20 protein-coding genes and 1 tRNA gene are annotated in these 19,217 nt (G+C 62.9%); 10 read left to right on the top strand and 11 right to left on the bottom strand.

What is annotated here, in order from left to right; genetic code table 11:
• Nucleotides 1-103 precede the first annotated feature (103 nt).
• Both GGC64_RS27540 and GGC64_RS27535 read left to right on the top strand, forming a co-directional pair.
• Complete coding sequence (locus GGC64_RS27540) at nucleotides 104-799, top strand: hypothetical protein (RefSeq protein ID WP_192725746.1); 696 nt, start codon at nucleotides 104-106, stop codon at nucleotides 797-799.
• Nucleotides 800-890: 91 nt separating this feature from the next.
• Nucleotides 891-1,814: a glycoside hydrolase family 26 protein gene (locus tag GGC64_RS27535; RefSeq protein ID WP_369434859.1), complete on the top strand. Its 924-nt coding sequence runs from the start codon at nucleotides 891-893 to the stop codon at nucleotides 1,812-1,814.
• Here the strand turns inward: GGC64_RS27535 and GGC64_RS27530 are convergent.
• Genes GGC64_RS27530 through GGC64_RS27520 form a run of 3 tightly spaced genes read right to left on the bottom strand, consistent with a single transcriptional unit; the run spans nucleotide 1,798 to nucleotide 4,168 of the window.
• Complete coding sequence (locus GGC64_RS27530) at nucleotides 1,798-2,589, bottom strand: SDR family NAD(P)-dependent oxidoreductase (protein WP_370582363.1); 792 nt, start codon at nucleotides 2,587-2,589, stop codon at nucleotides 1,798-1,800. The genes GGC64_RS27535 and GGC64_RS27530 overlap by 17 nt on opposite strands.
• Nucleotides 2,568-2,933: an RNA-binding S4 domain-containing protein gene (locus GGC64_RS27525; RefSeq protein WP_192725745.1), complete on the bottom strand. Its 366-nt coding sequence runs from the start codon at nucleotides 2,931-2,933 to the stop codon at nucleotides 2,568-2,570. The genes GGC64_RS27530 and GGC64_RS27525 overlap by 22 nt, the downstream gene beginning before the upstream one ends.
• A gap of 44 nt (nucleotides 2,934-2,977) precedes the next feature.
• The gene (locus GGC64_RS27520; RefSeq protein WP_192725744.1) at nucleotides 2,978-4,168 is read right to left on the bottom strand and encodes a hypothetical protein; all 1,191 of its coding nucleotides are present in this window, start codon (nucleotides 4,166-4,168) and stop codon (nucleotides 2,978-2,980) included.
• Between the two features lie 413 nt (nucleotides 4,169-4,581).
• On the opposite strand from GGC64_RS27520, the gene GGC64_RS27515 reads away from it, so the two are divergent.
• Nucleotides 4,582-5,892, top strand: coding sequence for a hypothetical protein (locus GGC64_RS27515; protein ID WP_192725743.1), 1,311 nt, complete (start codon nucleotides 4,582-4,584; stop codon nucleotides 5,890-5,892).
• Here GGC64_RS27515 and GGC64_RS27510 read toward each other — a convergent pair.
• The gene (locus GGC64_RS27510; protein ID WP_370582361.1) at nucleotides 5,889-6,959 is read right to left on the bottom strand and encodes an alpha/beta fold hydrolase; all 1,071 of its coding nucleotides are present in this window, start codon (nucleotides 6,957-6,959) and stop codon (nucleotides 5,889-5,891) included. The genes GGC64_RS27515 and GGC64_RS27510 overlap by 4 nt on opposite strands.
• A 197-nt stretch (nucleotides 6,960-7,156) precedes the next feature.
• Between GGC64_RS27510 and GGC64_RS27505 the strand changes: the two genes are divergently transcribed.
• The 4 genes from GGC64_RS27505 to GGC64_RS27490 are packed head-to-tail and all read left to right on the top strand — an operon-like array spanning nucleotide 7,157 to nucleotide 11,162.
• Nucleotides 7,157-8,488, top strand: a complete 1,332-nt coding sequence (locus GGC64_RS27505) for a wax ester/triacylglycerol synthase family O-acyltransferase (protein WP_192725742.1) — start codon at nucleotides 7,157-7,159, stop codon at nucleotides 8,486-8,488.
• A 24-nt stretch (nucleotides 8,489-8,512) separates the two neighbouring features.
• Nucleotides 8,513-9,502, top strand: a complete 990-nt coding sequence (locus tag GGC64_RS27500) for an ATP-binding cassette domain-containing protein (protein ID WP_192725741.1) — start codon at nucleotides 8,513-8,515, stop codon at nucleotides 9,500-9,502.
• Nucleotides 9,502-10,305, top strand: a complete 804-nt coding sequence (locus GGC64_RS27495; protein WP_192725740.1) for an ABC transporter permease — start codon at nucleotides 9,502-9,504, stop codon at nucleotides 10,303-10,305. Before GGC64_RS27500 ends, GGC64_RS27495 begins: the two co-directional genes overlap by 1 nt.
• A complete protein-coding gene (locus GGC64_RS27490) occupies nucleotides 10,290-11,162 on the top strand; it encodes an ABC transporter permease (protein WP_370582359.1) in 873 nt (290 codons plus the stop codon). The genes GGC64_RS27495 and GGC64_RS27490 overlap by 16 nt, the downstream gene beginning before the upstream one ends.
• Here GGC64_RS27490 and GGC64_RS27485 read toward each other — a convergent pair.
• From GGC64_RS27485 to GGC64_RS27470, 4 genes are all read right to left on the bottom strand, one after another.
• Nucleotides 11,120-12,409: a cytochrome P450 gene (locus GGC64_RS27485; RefSeq protein WP_192725739.1), complete on the bottom strand. Its 1,290-nt coding sequence runs from the start codon at nucleotides 12,407-12,409 to the stop codon at nucleotides 11,120-11,122. The genes GGC64_RS27490 and GGC64_RS27485 overlap by 43 nt on opposite strands.
• A 132-nt stretch (nucleotides 12,410-12,541) precedes the next feature.
• Nucleotides 12,542-12,727, bottom strand: coding sequence for a hypothetical protein (locus GGC64_RS27480; RefSeq protein ID WP_192725738.1), 186 nt, complete (start codon nucleotides 12,725-12,727; stop codon nucleotides 12,542-12,544).
• 186 nt (nucleotides 12,728-12,913) lie between these two features.
• A complete protein-coding gene (locus GGC64_RS27475) occupies nucleotides 12,914-13,288 on the bottom strand; it encodes a VOC family protein (protein WP_192725737.1) in 375 nt (124 codons plus the stop codon).
• Nucleotides 13,289-13,367: 79 nt separating this feature from the next.
• Nucleotides 13,368-13,865, bottom strand: a complete 498-nt coding sequence (locus GGC64_RS27470; protein WP_192725736.1) for a hypothetical protein — start codon at nucleotides 13,863-13,865, stop codon at nucleotides 13,368-13,370.
• Between the two features lie 37 nt (nucleotides 13,866-13,902).
• On the opposite strand from GGC64_RS27470, the gene GGC64_RS27465 reads away from it, so the two are divergent.
• Nucleotides 13,903-15,126, top strand: coding sequence for an alpha/beta hydrolase (locus tag GGC64_RS27465; protein ID WP_192725735.1), 1,224 nt, complete (start codon nucleotides 13,903-13,905; stop codon nucleotides 15,124-15,126).
• Here GGC64_RS27465 and GGC64_RS27460 read toward each other — a convergent pair.
• From GGC64_RS27460 to GGC64_RS27450, 3 genes are all read right to left on the bottom strand, one after another.
• Nucleotides 15,127-15,203, bottom strand: a tRNA-Gly gene (locus GGC64_RS27460). It lies immediately after the preceding gene.
• 30 nt (nucleotides 15,204-15,233) lie between these two features.
• Nucleotides 15,234-16,028, bottom strand: coding sequence for an SDR family oxidoreductase (locus GGC64_RS27455; RefSeq protein WP_192725734.1), 795 nt, complete (start codon nucleotides 16,026-16,028; stop codon nucleotides 15,234-15,236).
• Nucleotides 16,029-16,141: 113 nt separating this feature from the next.
• A complete protein-coding gene (locus GGC64_RS27450) occupies nucleotides 16,142-17,062 on the bottom strand; it encodes an alpha/beta hydrolase (RefSeq protein ID WP_192725733.1) in 921 nt (306 codons plus the stop codon).
• A gap of 103 nt (nucleotides 17,063-17,165) precedes the next feature.
• On the opposite strand from GGC64_RS27450, the gene GGC64_RS27445 reads away from it, so the two are divergent.
• Both GGC64_RS27445 and GGC64_RS27440 read left to right on the top strand, forming a co-directional pair.
• Nucleotides 17,166-17,726 (top strand): TetR/AcrR family transcriptional regulator, encoded by a 561-nt coding sequence (locus GGC64_RS27445; protein WP_192725732.1) that lies wholly within the window; start codon nucleotides 17,166-17,168, stop codon nucleotides 17,724-17,726.
• Nucleotides 17,727-18,143: 417 nt separating this feature from the next.
• Entirely contained in the window at nucleotides 18,144-19,067 is a 924-nt protein-coding gene (locus tag GGC64_RS27440) for a hypothetical protein (protein ID WP_192725731.1), read from the top strand.
• The last annotated feature ends 150 nt before the right edge of the window (nucleotides 19,068-19,217 follow it).

The raw sequence follows: 19,217 nt of genomic DNA, 5'->3' as shown, positions 1-19,217 counted from the left end.
GCTGCGGGTATAGCAGTGGTTGTGGTTCGCGGGGCGGGTGCCGCGAACCCCATTCTGTGATCCCGTCGTGACAACTTCGTGACATTTGGCCCTGTTTTTTCGTATGGTGCTTGCCGTGGGCCGGCACTCATTAGCCAGGGAGCGGCGTAAGCCGCCTGTTGCGCTGGCTGCGTTCATCGCCCCGGCCGCCATGTTCTTCGCCCTCGGAGCGGATATGCATCCGTTCGCGGCCGAACCCGTAGCCAAGCCCGCCGCGCCCCACGTTGCGCCTGCGGCCGAGACAGCGCCTCCGTGCTGCGCCGAGATCATCGCGGCACCGCCTGCGGCGCCGTTGGTGGAACCGGCAGGTGCGCATTCGGACGCGAATCCTGTTGCTGCTCAGTTGGTTTCGGCCTCGCGATATCGGGTCGTCGACCGCGCGCTGCCGCCGGGGGTGGCCCCCGAGAGAGGGCTGCAGGTCAGGACGATCTTGACTGCGCGTCACATCAGCGAGGAGTTCCCCGAGATCCACGAGATCGGTGGCGTTCGCCCGGATGCGCTGCGGTGGCATCCGGACGGACTGGCGCTCGACGTGATGATCCCCAACCCGAGCAGTGATGCGGGCATCGCGCTGGGCAACCAGATCGTGGAGTACGTGCTGCAGAACGCGGCCGTTTTCGGCATCCAGGATGCGATCTGGCGCGGTGTCTACTACACGCCAGGCGGGGCGCAGCGCGGCGGATACGGCCACTTCGACCACGTCCACGTGACGACCACTGGCGGTGGCTACCCGACCGGCGGGGAAACCTACTACCGCTGAGCCGCCCGAGTCGGCGAATTTGCTAGCATTGACGTATACGTCAATTTATGCTACGTGGCATCGAGCGTTTTTCGGCAGCTTGGGGGCGCCAGTGAACGGGACCACGACGGTGACTTGTGCGCCTCGCACCGCGGTCGGAGCGCCGCTGAAGTTCGGTCTGAGCACGCCGGGCGGCCTGCTTGCCGCGCGGGAACTGCAGGCCGTCGCCGACGCGGTGGGCCGCCGCGCCGAGATGGTGATGGCGTTCGAGGACTTCTTCGCCAGCCCGCCGATCGCGGCGATAGCAGTCGCGGCCTACTGCGGTGCCGATCCGATCGTCACCTGGGAGCCCTGGTGCTGGACCGACGATCGGTCGCCTGCAGTCGTCAGGTCGATCGTCTCGGGTGCCCTCGATCAATACCTGTGCCGGTGGGCCGACGAGATCAGGGACTGGGGATCGGCGGTGCATCTGCGACTCGCGCACGAATTCAACGGCGACTGGTATCCATGGTCGCCCGCGTGCGGGACGTCGCCTGCCACGTATGTCGAGGTGTGGCAGCACATCCACGACGTGTTCTCCAGCCGCGGCGCTGACAACGTCAGGTGGGTGTGGTGTCCGACCGCGGCAGGCGTCGGTGCGCTACCGGCGTGGTATCCCGGTGACGACTACGTGGACGTACTCGGCGTCGACGGATACAACTGGGGCACAAGCCTTCCCATGAGCCGATGGACCGAGCCGGAAGAACTCTTCGGTGATGTGCTGTGTGAATTGCGTGCGATCAGTTCGGACAAGCCGATCCTCGTCGCCGAAGTGGGCTGCAGTGAAAGTGGTGGCCGCAAGGCGAAATGGATCGCCCGCTTCGTCGACTTCGTCGCCGAACAGAGGGACGTCGCCGGTTTCGTCTGGTTCGAGCACGCCAAGGAATTCGACTGGAGGATCACCAGCACACCGGAGTCGGCAGCAGCGATGGCTAAGGCGTTGCGCAGGGCGCGTCGGACGCGATGTCACGACATTGCGCTCAGGGCCGGAAGGTGACTCCACCGTCGACACTGATCGTCTGTGCGGTGATGAAGCTGCCGTCATCAGATAGCAACAGCGCGCCCAAAGCGGCGACGTCGTCCGGCTTTCCGAAGCGCGACTTGATCATCTGCCGTGCGCGAGTCTGCTCGACGACGCCTTCCGGCATCCACTGCTCGTCGAATTTGTAGTGCCAGATCAGCCCCGGCGCAATGGCATTGGCGCGGATACCCTTCGGGCCGTACCTACGTGCGATGTGGCGCATGAGCGCAAGTTCGGCGGCCTTGCTCATCGCATAGGACACGCGGGTTCCTGCGCCGTTGTAGGCATCGATGGAAGCGGTGAACACTATTGAGCCGCCCCCGCTTTCGATCATCGGGGGTATCGCGTGCTTGGCACAGATCACGAACCCGCGGGTGTTGACGCGCATTACTTCGTCGAACGCCTCGAGGGGCAATTCGACGACGCCGCCTGGCTCGTATGCGTCGGCGGCGTTGGTGAAGTTGACGTGGATGCCGTCAAGGCGGCCAAAGCCGTCGACGGCGAGTTTGACCGTCGAGATGACGGAGTTCTCGTCGGCACCGTCGAGCGCCACTCCACGTACGCGCTCACCCGACGGGTCGATGTCGGTGGCGACCCGCGCCGCCAATTCGGCGTCGAGGTCGCCGATCACCAGCAGTGCGCCCTCGTCGGCATAGCGACGCGCGAGGCCGTTGCCGATGCCGCCGAGGCCCGCAACGATGACAACCTTGTTCTCGAGCAGTCTCGCCATCAGCGTTGGCTCGCTCGCCACTTGTCGAGCAGCCTGCGGTCTCGCTTCGTCGGCCTGCCTGCGCCCCGATCACGAACGGCCACTGGCACATACGGCGTCGCGGGCGCTGCGGGCGAGCGGTCGAGGTAGCACGTCACGGCGTCGGAGGCCCCGACCCGCTTCTGGATCACCCTGGTTACCTCGACGACGCGCGTTCTGTCCCCGATCCGGGCGTGCACCCTGTCGCCGGGACACACTGCGGTGGCGGGCTTTGCGGGACGGTCGTTGACACGCACGTGTCCACCTCGGCACGCCGCGGCGGCATCGGTCCGGGTCTTCGTCAGCCGGACCGCCCACAACCATTTGTCCACGCGGGTCGACTCCATGGCATCCATCATGGCCTGCCCGGGCTCTGCCGGTGTCGTAGGAGTCAGGGGTTTTCGGCCAACAGCTTGTATTGGGCGGCCGCTTTCTGCTTGGCGCTGATCGCGGTATCGCCGCGCACGAGTGTGTAGAAACGGTCGAAGACGATCCGGCAGGCGAACGCAGGAGCATTCGGCGGTGGCTGCGCAGTCTCAAAGCAGTGTTCGTCGGGAACGTTCTTGTCGGCCTCGATTTCGTGCTCGCGTCCAGACGAGTCGGCGATGAAGGCCTCCATCATGTCCATGGCGGCCTGGTGATCGCGGAGTCGGTAGAGGTGCTGCTCGGCCGTGACGCCGATTCGGTCCACCCCCCACTTCTCGTAGAGCCCGTCCTTGCGGAATTTCGGCGGCTGGTCGCGCAGTCCGCCGGTGGCGCCGTAGACGGCGAATGTGCCCGTCACCGGTGGCTGATTCACCGGGTCGGTGGTGACCATGCGAGCCAGCAGGCCGTCGGGATCGACAGGCAGCGCCGCAATGTCTGAAACCGGCGTCGGCTTGAAATCGCGCAGCAGAGTGTGTTCGGCGTCCAAGACCGGATCGAGGCTGCCCACATGGGTCTCTATCCCATTCGGCGGCGCCTCGAGGATCAAGTGCACGACAAACGGTCCGACTGCCGCGTCGGCTATCAGCGCCCCAGTTCCCGGCGTGTACCGCGCCACCACCTCAGGGTGCTTGGGCAGTGGCAGGGGAACGGTTTTGCCGAAGTCTTTCCAGCTGATCGGTTCCAGCGCCGAGGCCGCCCCTCGTGCGGACGCGTCATCGGGAAACCGGAGGAGCAGGATCGAGATGCCGATGAACACAGACGGCGCGGTTCGGTTTTCCAGCTGTGGTCGATCGGCGTAGCCGGCGCGATAGCCGGCCACCCAGCCGTATTGGTCGAGCACCTGCCTGCCCCCCTCGCCAAGCAGCTGGACCAGGCTGGCCGTATCCGGAACCGGGTCGGCCTGCCAGAGATACAGCAGCAGCGAATCGAATTGCGAACTATCCGCGACCCCGTCGGACATCCGAATGCCCTCCAGCATGGTGCCCTGCGGCAGGGACGGCTCATTGCGTACGTTGCGCAGCTGGGCCGAGTAGTTGCCCACGTCGAGTTTGGTCAGGTCGGCGTGGCTGACTATCGGGCTGGTTTCGGCGCAGCCCGCGACCGCCAACATCGCAGCCGTGGTGATCGCAGCCGCTCGCGACAGGGAAGGTCGCATCCCGTGCCGCGGTGTCATCCCGTCGCCCCCACCGGTTTCTGGGCAAAGTCGATCACCGAGAGGCAAGCTGGCCCTCGGTCGTCTGGATATGGTTGCCAAATTTGCACGTATCGAAACGTTTTGTTGCTGTAGCAAACGTCAGGCGGACGGCGGACGACCCCGTGGACCCGTGGTCACGGGTCGCAATACCGGACGGTGGACATTGCTTGATCAACAAGTTGATAAACCTGATATAGCAAGATATTTCGCGATGTGGATAGTGGGCCTCGATCGAGCGCGTCGCCCTCGCCGCCGAGCGGCAGCCGGAAACGATCTGCCGTCGATATCCGCGAACTTTTGTGACACACTTGATGGTGGTCGGGAGATTAGCTGTATCCGGGGGGATGCGGCCCGATTCATGTGGGGGTTCGATCGTGGGCAAGCACACCAACACACGTCACAACAGAGGCCGCCGGGCTCTTCTCGTCGCTGCGGCCACCGCATCGTTGCTCGCGGGGTGGGCGTCACCCGTCGCGCATGCCGACGGAGGTGCGGGCGGCGCCAACAGCGGCGGCGGGGCCACCAACAACAGCGTGAGCGACGCGGTACAGCACGCCATCGGCTCAGTTCAGAAGTCACTCAATGACTTCGGCGGCTCGCTTCAACGCAGCACCAAAGATCTGACCAAAGCCGGCACAGACTTGATGTCGAACATGCCGAAGAGTTCGGTGTCCTCGTCGGGCGGCGCTCTGACGTCATCCCGCGCGGCATCGGAAACCCCGAGAACGGCGGCGGTGCAGCCGAAGGCCGCCACTGCCACCGGACCCGCAGGCGTTGGCCCCACAGCCGCTGCGCCCGCGAATCCCGCACCGCCCGATCTTGTCGGCGCGCTGACCGGCTTCGGCAATGCGTTGGCCAACGCGGGACCGGGCTTCGGCAACCAGGGCGGGGGCAACCTGTTATCCGGCCTGGACGTGGGCGGGCTCAACTTCGCGTTCATCGGCGACAACAATCTGCTGACCGCAAACAACGTCGGTACCGGCCTTCAGGTCGTCACTGCCGGAGACCGAAACTTCTTGTCCGGCAACCAATTACTGGTCCCGGGCAGCACGGGTACCAACTGGGCCTTCATCGGCGACGACAATCAGCTGGCGGGCAACAACCTCGTGCTACTGCCGGGCAGCTGGGGCAGCAACTTCGTGTTCATGGGAGATCGCAACGGCCGCTTCGGCTTGTCGCCACTTCCGCCCTTTGTGGATTTGGAGCCATCGGGCAGCAACATCGTCGCCAGCGCGTTCAGCTTCGGTAACAACATGGTGCTGATGGAGAACGGCAACCAGGGCTCAGGCAACAACCTCGTTGTCGGCGCCTTCAACGTCGCCAACAACATGGCATTGATCAGTAGAAACAGTGACGGCTCCGGAAACAACAGCGTCATCGGTGTCGGCAGCTTCGGAAACAACATGGTGTTCGTCGGTAATCGGAGCGACGGTTCAGGTAATAACACGAACAACCGATTGTTCCCAGGCTTTGCCACCAACTACGCGTTGGTCGGCGACGACAGCGACGGTTCTGGCAACAACTCGGGTGTCTTCAACTTCGTGATCGTGCCGGACAACACCGACAACGCGGGCAACAACACGGGCATCATCAACGTCGCGATCTTCCCAGGCCCAAACCAGGGCAACTGCGACGGACCCGCGTGCTTCAACTTCTTCGGCGCACAGTTCTTCGGAGGTAGTTAAGCCGCGCGCACCGTGGAGCCGAGGCCGAACGCTGCAACCGCAGCTGAGTCGAGATCGTCCAGGTCTCGATCGGCACCCAGGATCGACTCCGTCGTGATCGCGTCGGCGATGGCGCCGTTGACGACGTCGGGGGCCTCGTGGAGCAGCATGTGCCCGGCGGCGGCCACGTGGGAGTGCGTCGCACCGGGAATGGCTTCGGCCATGTCGTAGGCGTGCGACGGCGGGGTCATGACGTCGAGTTCGCCACTGATGACGGTGGTTTGGGCGCAGATGGCACCCAGCGCGCCGTACACGTCGTAGTCCCGCATGCTGGTCAGAAAGCCCGCAGCGGTGGTCAACGAGGTGCGGCCGATCACCCGCGCCGACGTCGACAGGAACGTCGTGCGTTCGTCGTCGCCGAAATCACCCGCGCGAGCGACTGCCGCGCACACCGCCGGAGCTACCGCTCGGATCACCCGCTCGGCCGCATCCAGCCGAACGTGATGGGCCAGGCCGCAGAGCATTCGCACCGCCGGGGTCGCCAGCAGGCGGCCCATCCCGCGCTCGGTCAGCTTGCCCGCTGCGGTGGCGACCAGCACCAGTCCAACAGGGTCTGCGGGTCGCTGGGAAGCCGGCCGGCTGAGGTAGGTCAGCGCGATCATGCCGCCCATCGAGTGGCCGGCCAGCGTGAGCGGGCCGGTGACATCCAAGGCCGCCAGCACGTCGGCGAGGTCGGACGCGGCCTGGTCGATCCGGTAGGTGCGGATCGGGGCGTGGCCGGACCGTCCGTGGCCGCGGTGATCGTAGGTGATGACCCGAACCTTGCGGCCCCAGCGGCGCAGCAGCGGACGAAGCGCGACATCCCACGAGGTTTGGTCGAGGCACAATCCGTGAAGCAGGACGACGGTGTGGTCGGCCGAAGTGCGTGATCCATACTCGCGCACCGCAAGTGCAACGCCATCGTGGGTCGTCACCGTCCGCTCGGTGTAGCGAACGCCCTTGACGGCCTGGTGGAGGTCGTCGACGTCCAGCATGGTGATCAGCGCTCCGATCCGTTCATCCGTGAGTGCGGCCTGTTGGCCGGTCACGTAGAGAATGCGGCGGATGCCTTGGGATGTTCTTGGGACGTTCTTGGGGCCAATCTTGACGATGGCGTTAAAATTTGCCGGAATTGCAATGCGATGACCAAGACGGTGAGTAGCATCCTTCCCACGCAGTCAGGCCGGGGGGCCGCTTGCGGCTGATCGTGGCGGATTGGGGTCCTCCAAGAACACAGGACACCGAGATGGGGAAATTCGCGCCTCCCGAAGCAGTAGTTTTGTTGCTGCTGGAGTCCAGGGAACATCCGATGCACCTCGGGATGCTCGAAATGTTCAGGCCGCCGGAGGACGCCGAACCCGACTTCGCCCGGCGACTTTACGAGACCTTGCGCTCATTCAGCGACGTCAGCCCTGCCTATTCCGGACATCCGGTGAAGACGCGCCGGGGTACCTCGCGGATGCGCTGGACCTATGCCGATCGCGCGGACATCGATTACCACGTTCGGTACACCTCATTGCCGGCGCCGGGAGGCACCAATGAGCTCTTCGGCGTGGTCGACGACCTGCACAGCCGGTTGCTCGATCGGACTCGGCCGTTGTGGGAATGCCATGTGATCGACGGTCTGAACGACGGGCGCTTCGCGCTGTATCTGAAGGCCCATCACGCGATGACTGACGGGGTCTCGGGGGCGAAGACCTTGCAGGAGCACATGACCACCGACCCGAATGACCGCCGGATACGGGTGGGGTGGACGCCGCGGCCTGAGGCGCCGGTGACACCGCAAGGATCTGCCTCGGCTGCGAAACCTGCTGTCGGCGTTAAGCGTTCACTGAAGTTGATGCTGTCCGCGCTGCGCGAAAGGGATTTGATCCCTGCGATGCGGGCGCCGCGAACCATCTTCAACGTTGCTCCAGGAGGTCCACGGCGATGCGCAACGCAGTCTTGGCCACTGGAGCGCATCGGGGCTGTCGGCAAGGCGGCCGGGGTGACTGTCAACGACGTCGCGCTGGCCATGTGCGCAGGCGCACTGCGTGCGTATCTCCTCGAGCGCAACGAACTTCCCGACGCTCCCCTTGTCGCGATGGCACCGGTGAACCTGCGCGGTGAAGAGGACGACCGGCGCGCCAACGTCCTCGGCGCCGCAGTGTGCAACCTCGCCACAGATGTCGACGACCCGGCGAAACGGCTGGAAGCCATCCACGCGTCGATGCAACGCAACGTACAGATCATCCGAGAGATGCCCCAGCAGTTGGCGATTGAGCTCGCAGGGTTGATCTGCGCGCCGATAAGCGGGGGGAGGGGACTGGCGGCCAAGATACCGCCCGTGTTCAACCTGACCATTACCCACGTGCGCGGCAGGAGCGAGCCGTTGTACTGGGGCGGTGCTCGCGTCGAAGGCATGTACCCGTTGGCGCCGACGCTGAGGGGACAAGTACTCAACTTCGGGTTGTTCAGCAGGGCCGACGATCTGGATTTCGGAATCGCCGCCTCCATCGCGGCCGTCCCCGACCCACAGTGCTTCACGGGTCATATCGAAACCGCTCTGAAAGACCTTGAACTCGCCGTCGGTCTGTGAGCAATGCGACCAGGAGGGGTGCCGATGTCTACTTCCGATAAAAGTGTGACCGTCAGCGGAGTCGGCAAGTCCTTCGGCGACGTTCATGCGTTGCACGACATCAGTTTCGAAGTGGGCCGTGGCGAGGTGATCGGTCTGCTCGGTCCGAACGGGGCGGGCAAGACGACGATGGTGCACATATTGTCGACACTGACGCGGCCGGATCGGGGACAAGCGTGGGTCGCCGGCCATGACGTGGTCTCCCAAGCGGCGAAAGTGCGCCGATCGATCATGCTGACCAGTCAGCAGGTCGCCTTGGACAACATGCTGACCGGACGACAGAACCTGGTGATGATCGGCCGGCTTCAAGGGCTGACCAAGGCCGAGTCCCGCATCCGCGCAAAGGCGCTGATTCACGATTTCGAACTCGATGACGCCGCCGATCGTCGCGTGGATACCTATTCGAGCGGAATGCGGCGGCGAATCGACATCGCGTGCGGTCTGATGGTGCGCCCTGAGGTGGCGTTCCTCGACGAGCCGACTACCGGACTCGATCCCAGGAGTAGACAGAGCATTTGGGACCTCGTCGGACAGTTCAAGACCGCCGGAATCACCACGGTGTTGACGACGCAGTATCTGGAAGAGGCTGACGCGCTGAGCGATCGCATCATCGTGATCGACCGCGGCACGATCATTGCCGAAGGGACTGCCGACGAACTCAAGCGCCGCACTGGAAGTGGTTCGTGCGAGATCGTCCCGCAGGATCCGCGCGAGCTCTCGGCCATCGCTGACGCGCTTGACACGCTGATGCTCGACGACGTCAGGTCGGCGCTGACGATTGCTTCGGATCGTATCGCGTTCTCTGCACCGGACGGCGTCGCCACGGTCGCAGAGGTTCTGCGCCGACTCGATGCGGCAGGTATCAGGTTCGCCGACGTCGCACTGCGTCGGCCGTCGCTCGACGACGTGTTCTTCGCTCTGACAAGGGAAACCACGACTCGCGAGGCTAAGCGGCCGACCGCAGGGGTGACGTGATGAGCACCTGGACCATGGCCCGGCCGAAGCCGGTGCCACTCCAACAATGGTGGGTGCTCACCATCCGAGTGATCGCACCGACGCTGAAAAGTGGAGAGCTGCTCATCGCGTTGTCGCTGTCCGCAGTGTTCACCGCGAGTCTGTATCTGCCGCTCAAGCAGATCATGACTACCGTCGTACCCGGTAGCTATGCGCAGTACATGATGCCGATGATTGCGTTGCAGACCGTGTTTTTCGCCGCGATGTCCGCGGCACTCAGGTCTGCGACCGACTCCGTCCATGGCATCAATCTGCGATTTCGCGCCATGCCAATCGTCCCGATGGCGCCCTTGGCCGCACGCATGTCTGGGAATTTCTACAGATGCGCAGCAGCGTTGGGGACTGCTCTGCTGTGCGGCTACGTGATCGGCTTTCGGTTCTACCGAAGTGGCATCTACACCGTCAGCTTCTGCGTTTTGGTGCTGCTCATCGGAATCGTGCTGTCGTTTGTGGGTGACCTCATCGGCACCGTGTCCAAGAATCCCGAGGCGACGACTCACATTCTTCTGCTTCCGCAGTTGATTCTCGGGATGTTGTCAGTGGGAATCCTTCCGCCGGAGCAGTTTCCGGTCTGGCTGCAGGGGTTCGTCCGCAATCAGTTGTATTCGCAGTTCATCTACGCGTTGCGTGCGTTAGCCGGGGATGCCACGAATTCCGTGCCGTGGCCGACGTGGTCGGTAACCGCGCCTGCGCTGGTTTGGTTGGCCGCAATGTTGGCCGTCGCGGTGCCGTTGTACGCCTTCGTTCTGTGGCGGCGGCGATGAACGCCGTCGCGCAGCCTGTCTGCGAGCCGGGCCGGGTGCGGTTGTTCGATAACGTACGACCGCATCTCGATCGCAGTCCATCCGAGAACTCCGCTCGACTTCTCGTATTGCATACCTGGATTCAGACGCGAAGGCTATTGACTCGCTGGAGCCACGACATCCAAACGCTCCTGCAGGCTCTGATCCTGCCTCCGATGTTCCTCGCATCGATCAATCTTGTTTTCGGAAAGCTTGTTTCGGCGGTCAGCGGCCATAGCGCGCTGTATGGCAGCGTCCCGATGGCTGCCCTCGTAGGTGCCGTTTTCGGCTCGACCGCGAGCGGGATCTGCCTCATGCACGAGCGTGACGAAGGGTTGCTCGGTCGGTTCTGGGTGCTACCAATACACCGTGCTTCGGATCTAGTCTCGCGGCTCGCGGCCGAGGTGATCCGGATTCTCGCCACCACAGTGCTGGTCATGAGTACGGGTTTGGTGCTGGGTTTCCGGTTCAGGCAAGGGATTGCCGCAGCAGCGGCGTGGTTCGCGATTCCCGTTGTCTTCGGAGTGGCGTTCGCTTTTCTCGTCACCACGCTGGCCTTGTACATGACCAATACCGTGCTGGCCGAGTCGACCGGCATCGTGGTGGCTCTGCTGTTCTTCTTCTCCACTGGGTTCGTTCCGCTATCTCAATATCCGAGCTGGCTTCAGCCCCTGGTCCAACATCAGCCACTCAGTTATGCCATTGATGCGATGGCAGGGCTGTCACTTGGCGGTCCAGTGCTGACCCCGGTACTCGCAACGCTGTTCTGGTCGGCTGCCATTGTCGGGGTGTGTCTTCACCCGATGATCGTGGGGTACCGAAGGGCTTGTACCCGCTGAGCGCGTTCAGCATCGGTGGCGCAATAGTCGACCTGCCAGTGCGTGATGCCGTTGAAGAACCCCGACCGTAAGCGTTCTGCTGTTCGGATTGGCTTGAGGTTCGGCATGTGATCGGCGATGGCTCCGAACATCAGGTCGATGGTCAGCTTTGCGAGGTTGGCGCCCAAGCAGTAGTGCGCGCCGGGCCCGCCAAAACCGAGGTGCGGGTTCGGATTTCGCGTGATGTCGAATTTGAACGGATCCTTGAAGATGTCCTCGTCGAAGTTGGCCGAGCGGTAGAACATCACGACCCGCTGCCCTTCCTTGATCTTTGTGCCTGCCAATTCGGTGTCTTTCAATGCGGTGCGCTGGAAGGCGGTCACAGGCGTAGACCAGCGGACGATCTCGTCGGCGGCGGTGGTCGGCCGTTCTCTTCTGAACAGCTGCCACTGCTCGGGGAACTCGGTGAATGCGATCATCCCGTGCGTGATGGCATTGCGCGAGGTTTCGTTGCCGGCCACCGCAAGCATCACCACAAAGAAGCCGAACTCGTCGTGGGACAGTTTCTGCCCGTCGATGTCCGCACTCAACAACGTGGTGACAATGTCATCACCGGGTTCACCGGACTTGCGCTCAGCCAATTGCATTGCGTAACTGACGACTTCGATGGCAGCACCGAGCGCGTTCATCTGAGAGAACTCGGGATCCTGCTCGCCGATCATCTCGTTGGACCAATGGAACAGTTTGGTGCGGTCCTCCTGCGGCACCCCGAGCAGACTTGCGATGGCCTGCAATGGCAACTCGCACGACACTTGCTCCACGAAATCGCCTGAGCCCTCATCTGCAGCGGCCTCGGCGATCGTTTGTGCGCGCGCGCTGAGTTCGTCGCGCAGCAGTTCGATTGCGCGCGGGGTGAAGCCACGCGAGATGATTTTGCGAAGCCGGGTGTGGTGCGGCGCGTCCATGTTGAGCATCGCCATCCGGCCGACCTCGATCTGCTCGCGACTCGCGTCGTCCTTGTATCGCGGCAAAGCTGTGTTCTGGTAACTGGAGAACACCTCGCTGCGCAGCGACACCTCCCGCACATCCTTGTGTTTGGTCACCACCCAGAAGCCGCCATCGTTGAAACCGCCCTTGCCGATCGGTTGTTCGCACCACCAGATCGGCGCTGTCCGACGCAGTTCAGCGAGTTCGTCGACGGGCAGCCGTTCCTTATAGATATCGGGATCGGTGAAATCAAAGCCAGGCGGCAGATTGGGGATGGGCATCGGCGGCCTCCTCGACCGAGAGCCGCGCACCATGCAATGAAGCGCCGCCACGCGGCACATCAGAACTTACCTTTGCTGGCGCTCCGGATGGCGAAATTTGACGGATTTGCAAATTATCTGCCAGGGCATGCGTCAGGTGACCGTGAACGAGTCGACGGTGAGATGGAAGCCCCGCGATCCGGACTCGTCGGTCGAGGTGCAGGTCAGTCCGTCGACGGCAGACGTGCAGGTGACCGTGCGCCCCGGCGAGAGTTCGCCGGTCACCGACTGTCCGTAGTCCAACGTGTGCGGCGAGTCGAACCCCTCTCCCTGGACCATGGTTGCGCACGGTTGCGGTCGGACCCCGAAGAAGCCGAACCGCCGCCGTCGGCAGGGGGTTCCGTGGACGCGCGCGAACACGCTGTGGTGATGGCGAGGACGGCAATCGCGACCACTGTCGTTGCGAGAGGTGCGCTCGTCTTCATCGCTGCCCCTTCGGGTTGAGGGTCCCGGTCGGATCGCGAGTCAGCTGGACTGGCCGACGTAGAAGCGATTGCCGTCGAGGTCTCGGAAACTGAACATGAGTGGGGCCGTTTCCCAGTCGAGGATATCGCCCACCTCGAGTCCCTTTGCGGCAAGCGCAGTTTGGGCGGCGCGGGCGTCGGACGTGATGAGTCGAATGCCAGTGTCGATTCCGGTCGGAAGCTGGTCCCCGGTAGCGACGAGCGCGAGCGACGGGCCACCCGATGACGGTGTCAGTTCGATCCAGCGGAAGCCCGGCTGCAGATTCGCGTCCATCGTGGTGGTGAAGCCCATGCCCTCGAAGAGGGCCTTCGACCGATCCTGATCGCGAACCGGCACGGCGACGCAGTGGAGTCCGGTGAAGAGTTCGTCTGTCATGTGGGTGATGACCCGAATGCGGACGAAAACTCATCGTGGAGCCGATGAACAACGCCTCACCTTTTCGGAAGCCGCCTGCTTATTTTCTTTTGCCGCTCCGGTTGTTATCGTGCCAGATATCCCTAGTCAACAAGGCGGTGCGAGATATGGGCCGGTTTGCTGGTCTGATTATCACGCTGGGTGTCGGGGTGGCTGTGCTTTCCGGGCATGGGCTTGCGCGAGCTGAACCGTCTGATCCCTCGTCGGGAACGTCGTCTGACTCGCCGAAAGCAGCCTCGACCGACTCCCCGTCGGAGTCCTCGGCATCCACCGGCGCCCAGACAACGTCGGAGGCTACGAGCACTGCTGTGAGTCCTGCCAACTCGGAGCCGATGCCTTCGAAGGACCCGACGTCGCCGAGCTCTCCTGAGACGGCGCCGCAGCATTCCAGCCGCAAATCGCATTCCGACACAATCGTTGCGACGCATCTGAGGCGGAACTCGGCAAAGACTTCGCCCGCCACGCCGAGCGAGTCGACGGCTGTGCGGAAAGCACAAATGCCCAGCGTTGCAACATCACCGATGACGTCGACGGTCAATGATGTTTCCCTCACCGGCGTTTCGGCGGAACCGATTGTGCCAAGGACCGATTCGTCGCAGGACACGGCTGTGGCCGTTCCCGCCGAGCATGTCGAGGCGATAGCCGGCGTGGTGTCGAATTTCCTCGGCGGTTTGCTCCATCCGTCAGCGGCTGGCAGTGCGCCACAAGTGCCTGCCGGTGCGCCGGCGGTGTGGTCGCTGTTGGCGTTCGCGCGACGCGAGTTCGAGCCTGCACTGCCCGCGGCGTCGGTGGCAGATGTTCCAGCGGCCGACACCCCAGTCGGAGGACTTCAGACGAGGGCGGTCGAGAATTCGCTGACTTACACACCGCCACCGACGATCATCGACCAGTTGACGCTCGCGACCCTGCGCGTGGTGCGCGACATCACCGGCTTCTTCGGCATTCCCTACACCGCCGTGCTCTCGCAGCTGATCACTAGCGAAGATCCCCCGTTCTTCCTGACGCTGGGATTGAACGCACATCAGACCGAGTTCGAGGTATCGCCGGGAAACGTCTGGAAGGTATGGGAATTCGAACCGGCTCATCCGACCGGCGCCACCGTGGTCGCGATCCACGGTGGCGGGGCGATCTACCAACCGAACTTGTTGCACTGGTTCGACTACACCCAGATGGCACGTGACACCGGGGCGACGGTGCTGGTGCCGTTGTACCCACTGGCGAGGACCGAGGCGGGTTCGTTGCTCAACGTCACGCCCGGGATGGCGGATTACATCTCGCATGTGATCGACGATCGCGGTGCCCAGAATGTCAGCATCTACGCCGACTCGGAGGGAGCCACCTACGCGTTTGCCGCGGCCCGGGAGCTGATCCTGCGCGGTGACGACGTGCCTGCGCGCATGGTCGTGATGTCTGCCCAAGCCGACTATTCGGCAGAGAATGACGGCGGAGGGATCGACGACCCGTTCTTCAACGCCGTCACCATCAAGTACTTCTCCCAAGGCGTGCACACCTTCGACGGCATCGTCGACAAGGATCCGCGGATAAGCCCGTTGCGCATGGAGACCGAGGTTCTGCAGGCGATGCCGCCGACGACGATGTATGTCGGGACAGAGGAGATCTTGCTGCCCGCCAACCTGCTGCTTTATCAGCGCGCGGTGGACATCGGTGCGCCGATCTCGATGGTGGTGGGGCGGGGGCAGTTTCACGACTGGCCTCTCGGGGGCCTGCCGACCAACTCCGCCGCGCCGCTGGTGCGCCGCGACATCTATCGTCAGCTCGGCCTACTGCCGACGCCGTAGTGGAGCCGATGACGGGAATCGAACCGCGTATTCAGCTTGGGAAGCGTTTTACGCGACTCGCAAGCTAACCCGTTGGCGCAGGTAGAGACAAGCGACTTGGAGTTGGTCTACTTAAAGGGATTGAAGGTGCGGCCCAGGAAGTACTGAATGCGCTGTGGGACTGGGCGTATGGCGGCGGCGGTGAGCTTGTTGACGGTGCCCGGTATGCAGACGGGCTTAGCGTGGGTCACGGCGGCCCAACCCTCGCGCACAACGGATTCTGGCTGTTGCCACATGACGCTCGGCAGGCGGTCGGCGGCATCGCGGGTGCCCATCACGTCGTGGAACTCGCTGCGAGTGAAGCCGGGGCAGAGCGCGGTGACGTGGATGCCGTGGGGTTTGAGTTCCATGTCGAGGGATTGCGACATGTTGAGCACGTAGGACTTGATGCCGGTGTACAGCAGCCCTTCTCCCGGCGGGGACATCGCGGCCAGTGAGGACAGGTTGATGATGCGTCCCCAGCCGCGTTGCTTCATGCCGGGGATGGCTCGGTGGATCAATTCGGTTACGGCGGTGACCATCAGTTGAAGTTCGCCTGCGACCGAGTCCCATGGAGTGTCGGAAAATTTGGTACTCGCAGAAAGGCCTGCGTTGTTGATGAGCACGTCGATGGATAGACCCAATTCGGTTGCGCGGCTGATGATCGCAGCGGGTGCAGCGGGGTCGGTGAGGTCGGTGGCGAACACTTCGGCACGCACACCGTGGTGTTGGTGAATTTGGGTGGCGAGTTCTTCGAGGCGCTCGGCGCGTCGGGCGACCAGCAGCACGTCGTAGCCTTCGGAGGCGAGGTGGCGAGCGAAGGCCGCCCCGATGCCGGCAGATGCCCCGGTGACCAGGGCGGCACGTCGTCGAGTCGCGTTCATGGGTGGGTGTTCCTCACTGGTAGGCGTCGGCCATCACGGGCCGATGGATCGGTTGGGCGCGCGGTGGTGCGCTGCGGGGTCGGGTGTCTGCCGGGTGGAGAGGCCGCCTGGCGTTACGGTCGCACCAGCGGGACGTGGCGGTTCAAGAAGTCGATCTGGTCAGTGATGATTCCCTCAAAGTGAGGTTCCAGGTACGGCTCAAAGTGGGAGCAGTCATAGGACTTCACCTCCCCGTTGGGGATGCGAGACACGATTCTTCGAGCCTTCGCATACGGGGTGACATCGTCCTTGATGGCCAGCTGCACCAATGTGGGTGCGGTGATCTTGGCGGCGTGACGGCCCGGGGAGTACAGCGGCACCCGTAGGGCAATACGCGCAGCGACGTCGTTCTCGGCGAGCAGTTCTTCGCGCTTGTCCCCCGCCATCCGTTCGACGAGCTCGGCGGCCCCCGGGGAGGTCATCATCGCGACGTCACCCGGATAGCCAATAGCTGCGGTCCGGTAGGGCGGACGTCCCAACCAGTCACCCACTTGGTCGCGCACACCCGCGAGAATCAACCGCGATACCAGCTTCGGGGATTGGGCGAACGCCGACGCTGGGCCGGTAACGTGCGGCACCTGCACGATTGCCGCAGCGAGGTCGTGGTCGTGGCTGGACAGAACCAGGACGTGCCCGCCGCCGAAGGAGGAACCCCAGGCGACGACGCGGGTGTTGTCGACACCGTCCAGGCTGCGGGCGTAGGCGATCGCAGCCCGCCAGTCCGCTTGTTGGGCCTTGATGTCCAAGATCCGGCGGGGCTGCCCGCCGGATGCACCCCAGAACCGGTAGTCGAACACCAGCACGGCGTAACCGGCCTTGGCGAACCGTTCGGCGTAGGCGTCCAGGCGCAGCTCGCGGAACGCGGCGAACCCGTGAGCCATCACCACGATCGGCGGATTCTCAACGCTCTCGGGCCGGTAGAGCCATGCCGCGCAGGGTGTGCCGTCGGACGTGAAGGTCACGTCGTGTCGGACGTAACTGAATGGCTGGTTCATCGCCCTGGCCTCCATTCGGTATCTTGAATGCTGTTCAAGAACCTAGCAGTGTCTTGAACGGCATTCAAGAGAGTGTGACCTAGACGGCAGTCGGGAGGACGGGATGGCGCGGAACAAGCGCCCGCAGGCAGCCGATGAGAAGCGTGCAGAAATCGTCGCAGCGGCACGACGGCTGTTCATCGATGCTGGCTACGACCCCACCTCGATGAGCCGCCTGGCCAAGGAATCCGGGGTGGCGCCCAATACCATCTACTGGTACTTCGGGGATAAGGACGACGTCCTGATCGCTGTGCTCGAGAGCGTCATGGCCGATGTTTGGCCGCAGTACCAACAAGTTGCGACCGAACCGATCGCCGCCCGACTGCTGTGGGTGGTTCGCCAGTTACACCAGTTGAGCCGCCTCGTGACGACGGTGCACGCCCGCGTCGAACATTCGGCCGCCATCGCCGAGTGGCATCACAACTTCCATCTGATCACCGGCGCCCTGGCCCGTTACGAATTAGAGACCGCAGGAGTCTCACCTGCGACTGTGGAGGCCGAAGTGATGATCGGCATCTTCACCATCGAAGGGCTCCTCATGCATGACCAGAATGAAATCGAGCAACGCGCCATCTGCGACGCCCTGGCTTCACGCTGGACTATGAGCCAGCCGCGCTCGTCCTGAGCGGGAAGTTGACGTGCGGTCTGGTGCCCTTGCGGTGAAGCCCACGCCCCTCAGCTAACAATCTCATGCTGTTCTCGCCCCTAGCCCTGATGAAACTGCGGACCTATTGCGGACATGCGACCGCCTCGGGCTTGCGGATCGAACGGCATCTGACCTGATCAACGTGGAGCCGATGACGGGAATCGAACCCGCGTATTCAGCTTGGGAAGTCGATTCGGTGCGTCCACCGTCGGCTGACAGAGTGCACCGTGGCCGATGACCAGTGGGTTTGGGTCCGCGAGAGTGCACATGGGTGCCTGGATGTCTCCGCAAGTAGTGACACGCTCGTGACACGCTGCTCAAGCAGGTTCAGCGATTTTGCGGTCATGCCGCTGTATGCCTTATCTCCCGTTGTAAGGTCTCCGCCGGGAGGCTGGGTTGAATACTGCCGGGCGCTATCGCGTGTGGAACGGTCGTGAGTGGCAAGACTATTGTCTTCGTTTGCTGCGCGCTCGATACGCTAATCATCAGCTCCAAGAGGTGCCGGATCGCGACCGAGGAGACCTTGGCCTCGAGGCATTCACCCACGACGGCGTCGCTTTTCAATGCTATGCGGCGGAAGAGCCACTCGAAATAAAAGAACTCTATGAAAAGCAGCGAGACAAACTGACTAAGGACCTGAGCAAGTTAAATAGGCCGGAAAAGCGTACCGAATTAATTGCACTCTTCAACGGCGTAAAGATTCATACATACGTTTTTATGGTTCCACGGCATGCTTCGAAGGAACTTGTAAAGCATGCGCAAGCCAAAGCGCAAGAGGTGCGCACCTGGGACCTGCCTTTCATAGCCGATGATTTTGCTATCACCATCGAAACTGATGAAAATTACGAGTGCGAACGTGATCAAATCTGGTCGATACCACCCCAACTGATAGACGATCGGCCAATAGAGGGTAGTGAGATTGAAAAGTGGCTGGAGCAGAACAAGCCGCTACTGGTGGATGCCGAACGCAAGCTGGAGGCATTGGGCCTGGTAGACGAGGGTTTGTCGGCGGTGCTACATACACTGCTCGCACAGTACCTTCAAGGCGAGAATATGTTGACAAGCTTGCGAAGGAGCTTCCCTGACGGATGGCAGGCGGTAGCTAGGGTGAAGTCCACAAAAGAGGACCTGCTTGCGCTCGAATATCCCCCGGGCGAAGCCGAATCACTCGCCGACGTGAAGGCGATCGCCGAAGAGTTGGCGGCGGAGATATGCAGAGCGGCGCCTACGGTTGAACAACTATCGGCGCGTGTGCTCGCCTGGTCAGCGGTTGCCGATTGGATCTTCCGCTGCCCGTTGGACTTCGTGGAGGCAAGTTGAGTTCGGTCGAAGCCTTAGAGGCTCTTTTCGCGGGTCGGCCGACGAAAATTGGATTCAGCCGTCGGAATGACTCAATTCCTGGCGACCTGCGAATTTCATGGAGGCTCGCGGTTCTTTGTCTGCTCCTGGCTCGATTTCGAGCGAAGACGG

Origin of the sequence: Mycobacterium sp. OAS707 (genome assembly GCF_014873705.1) — a bacterium.
GTDB lineage: Bacteria > Actinomycetota > Actinomycetes > Mycobacteriales > Mycobacteriaceae > Mycobacterium.
Note: the sequence above shows the minus strand (reverse complement) of the source record. Positions and strands in the feature narration are given on the sequence as shown.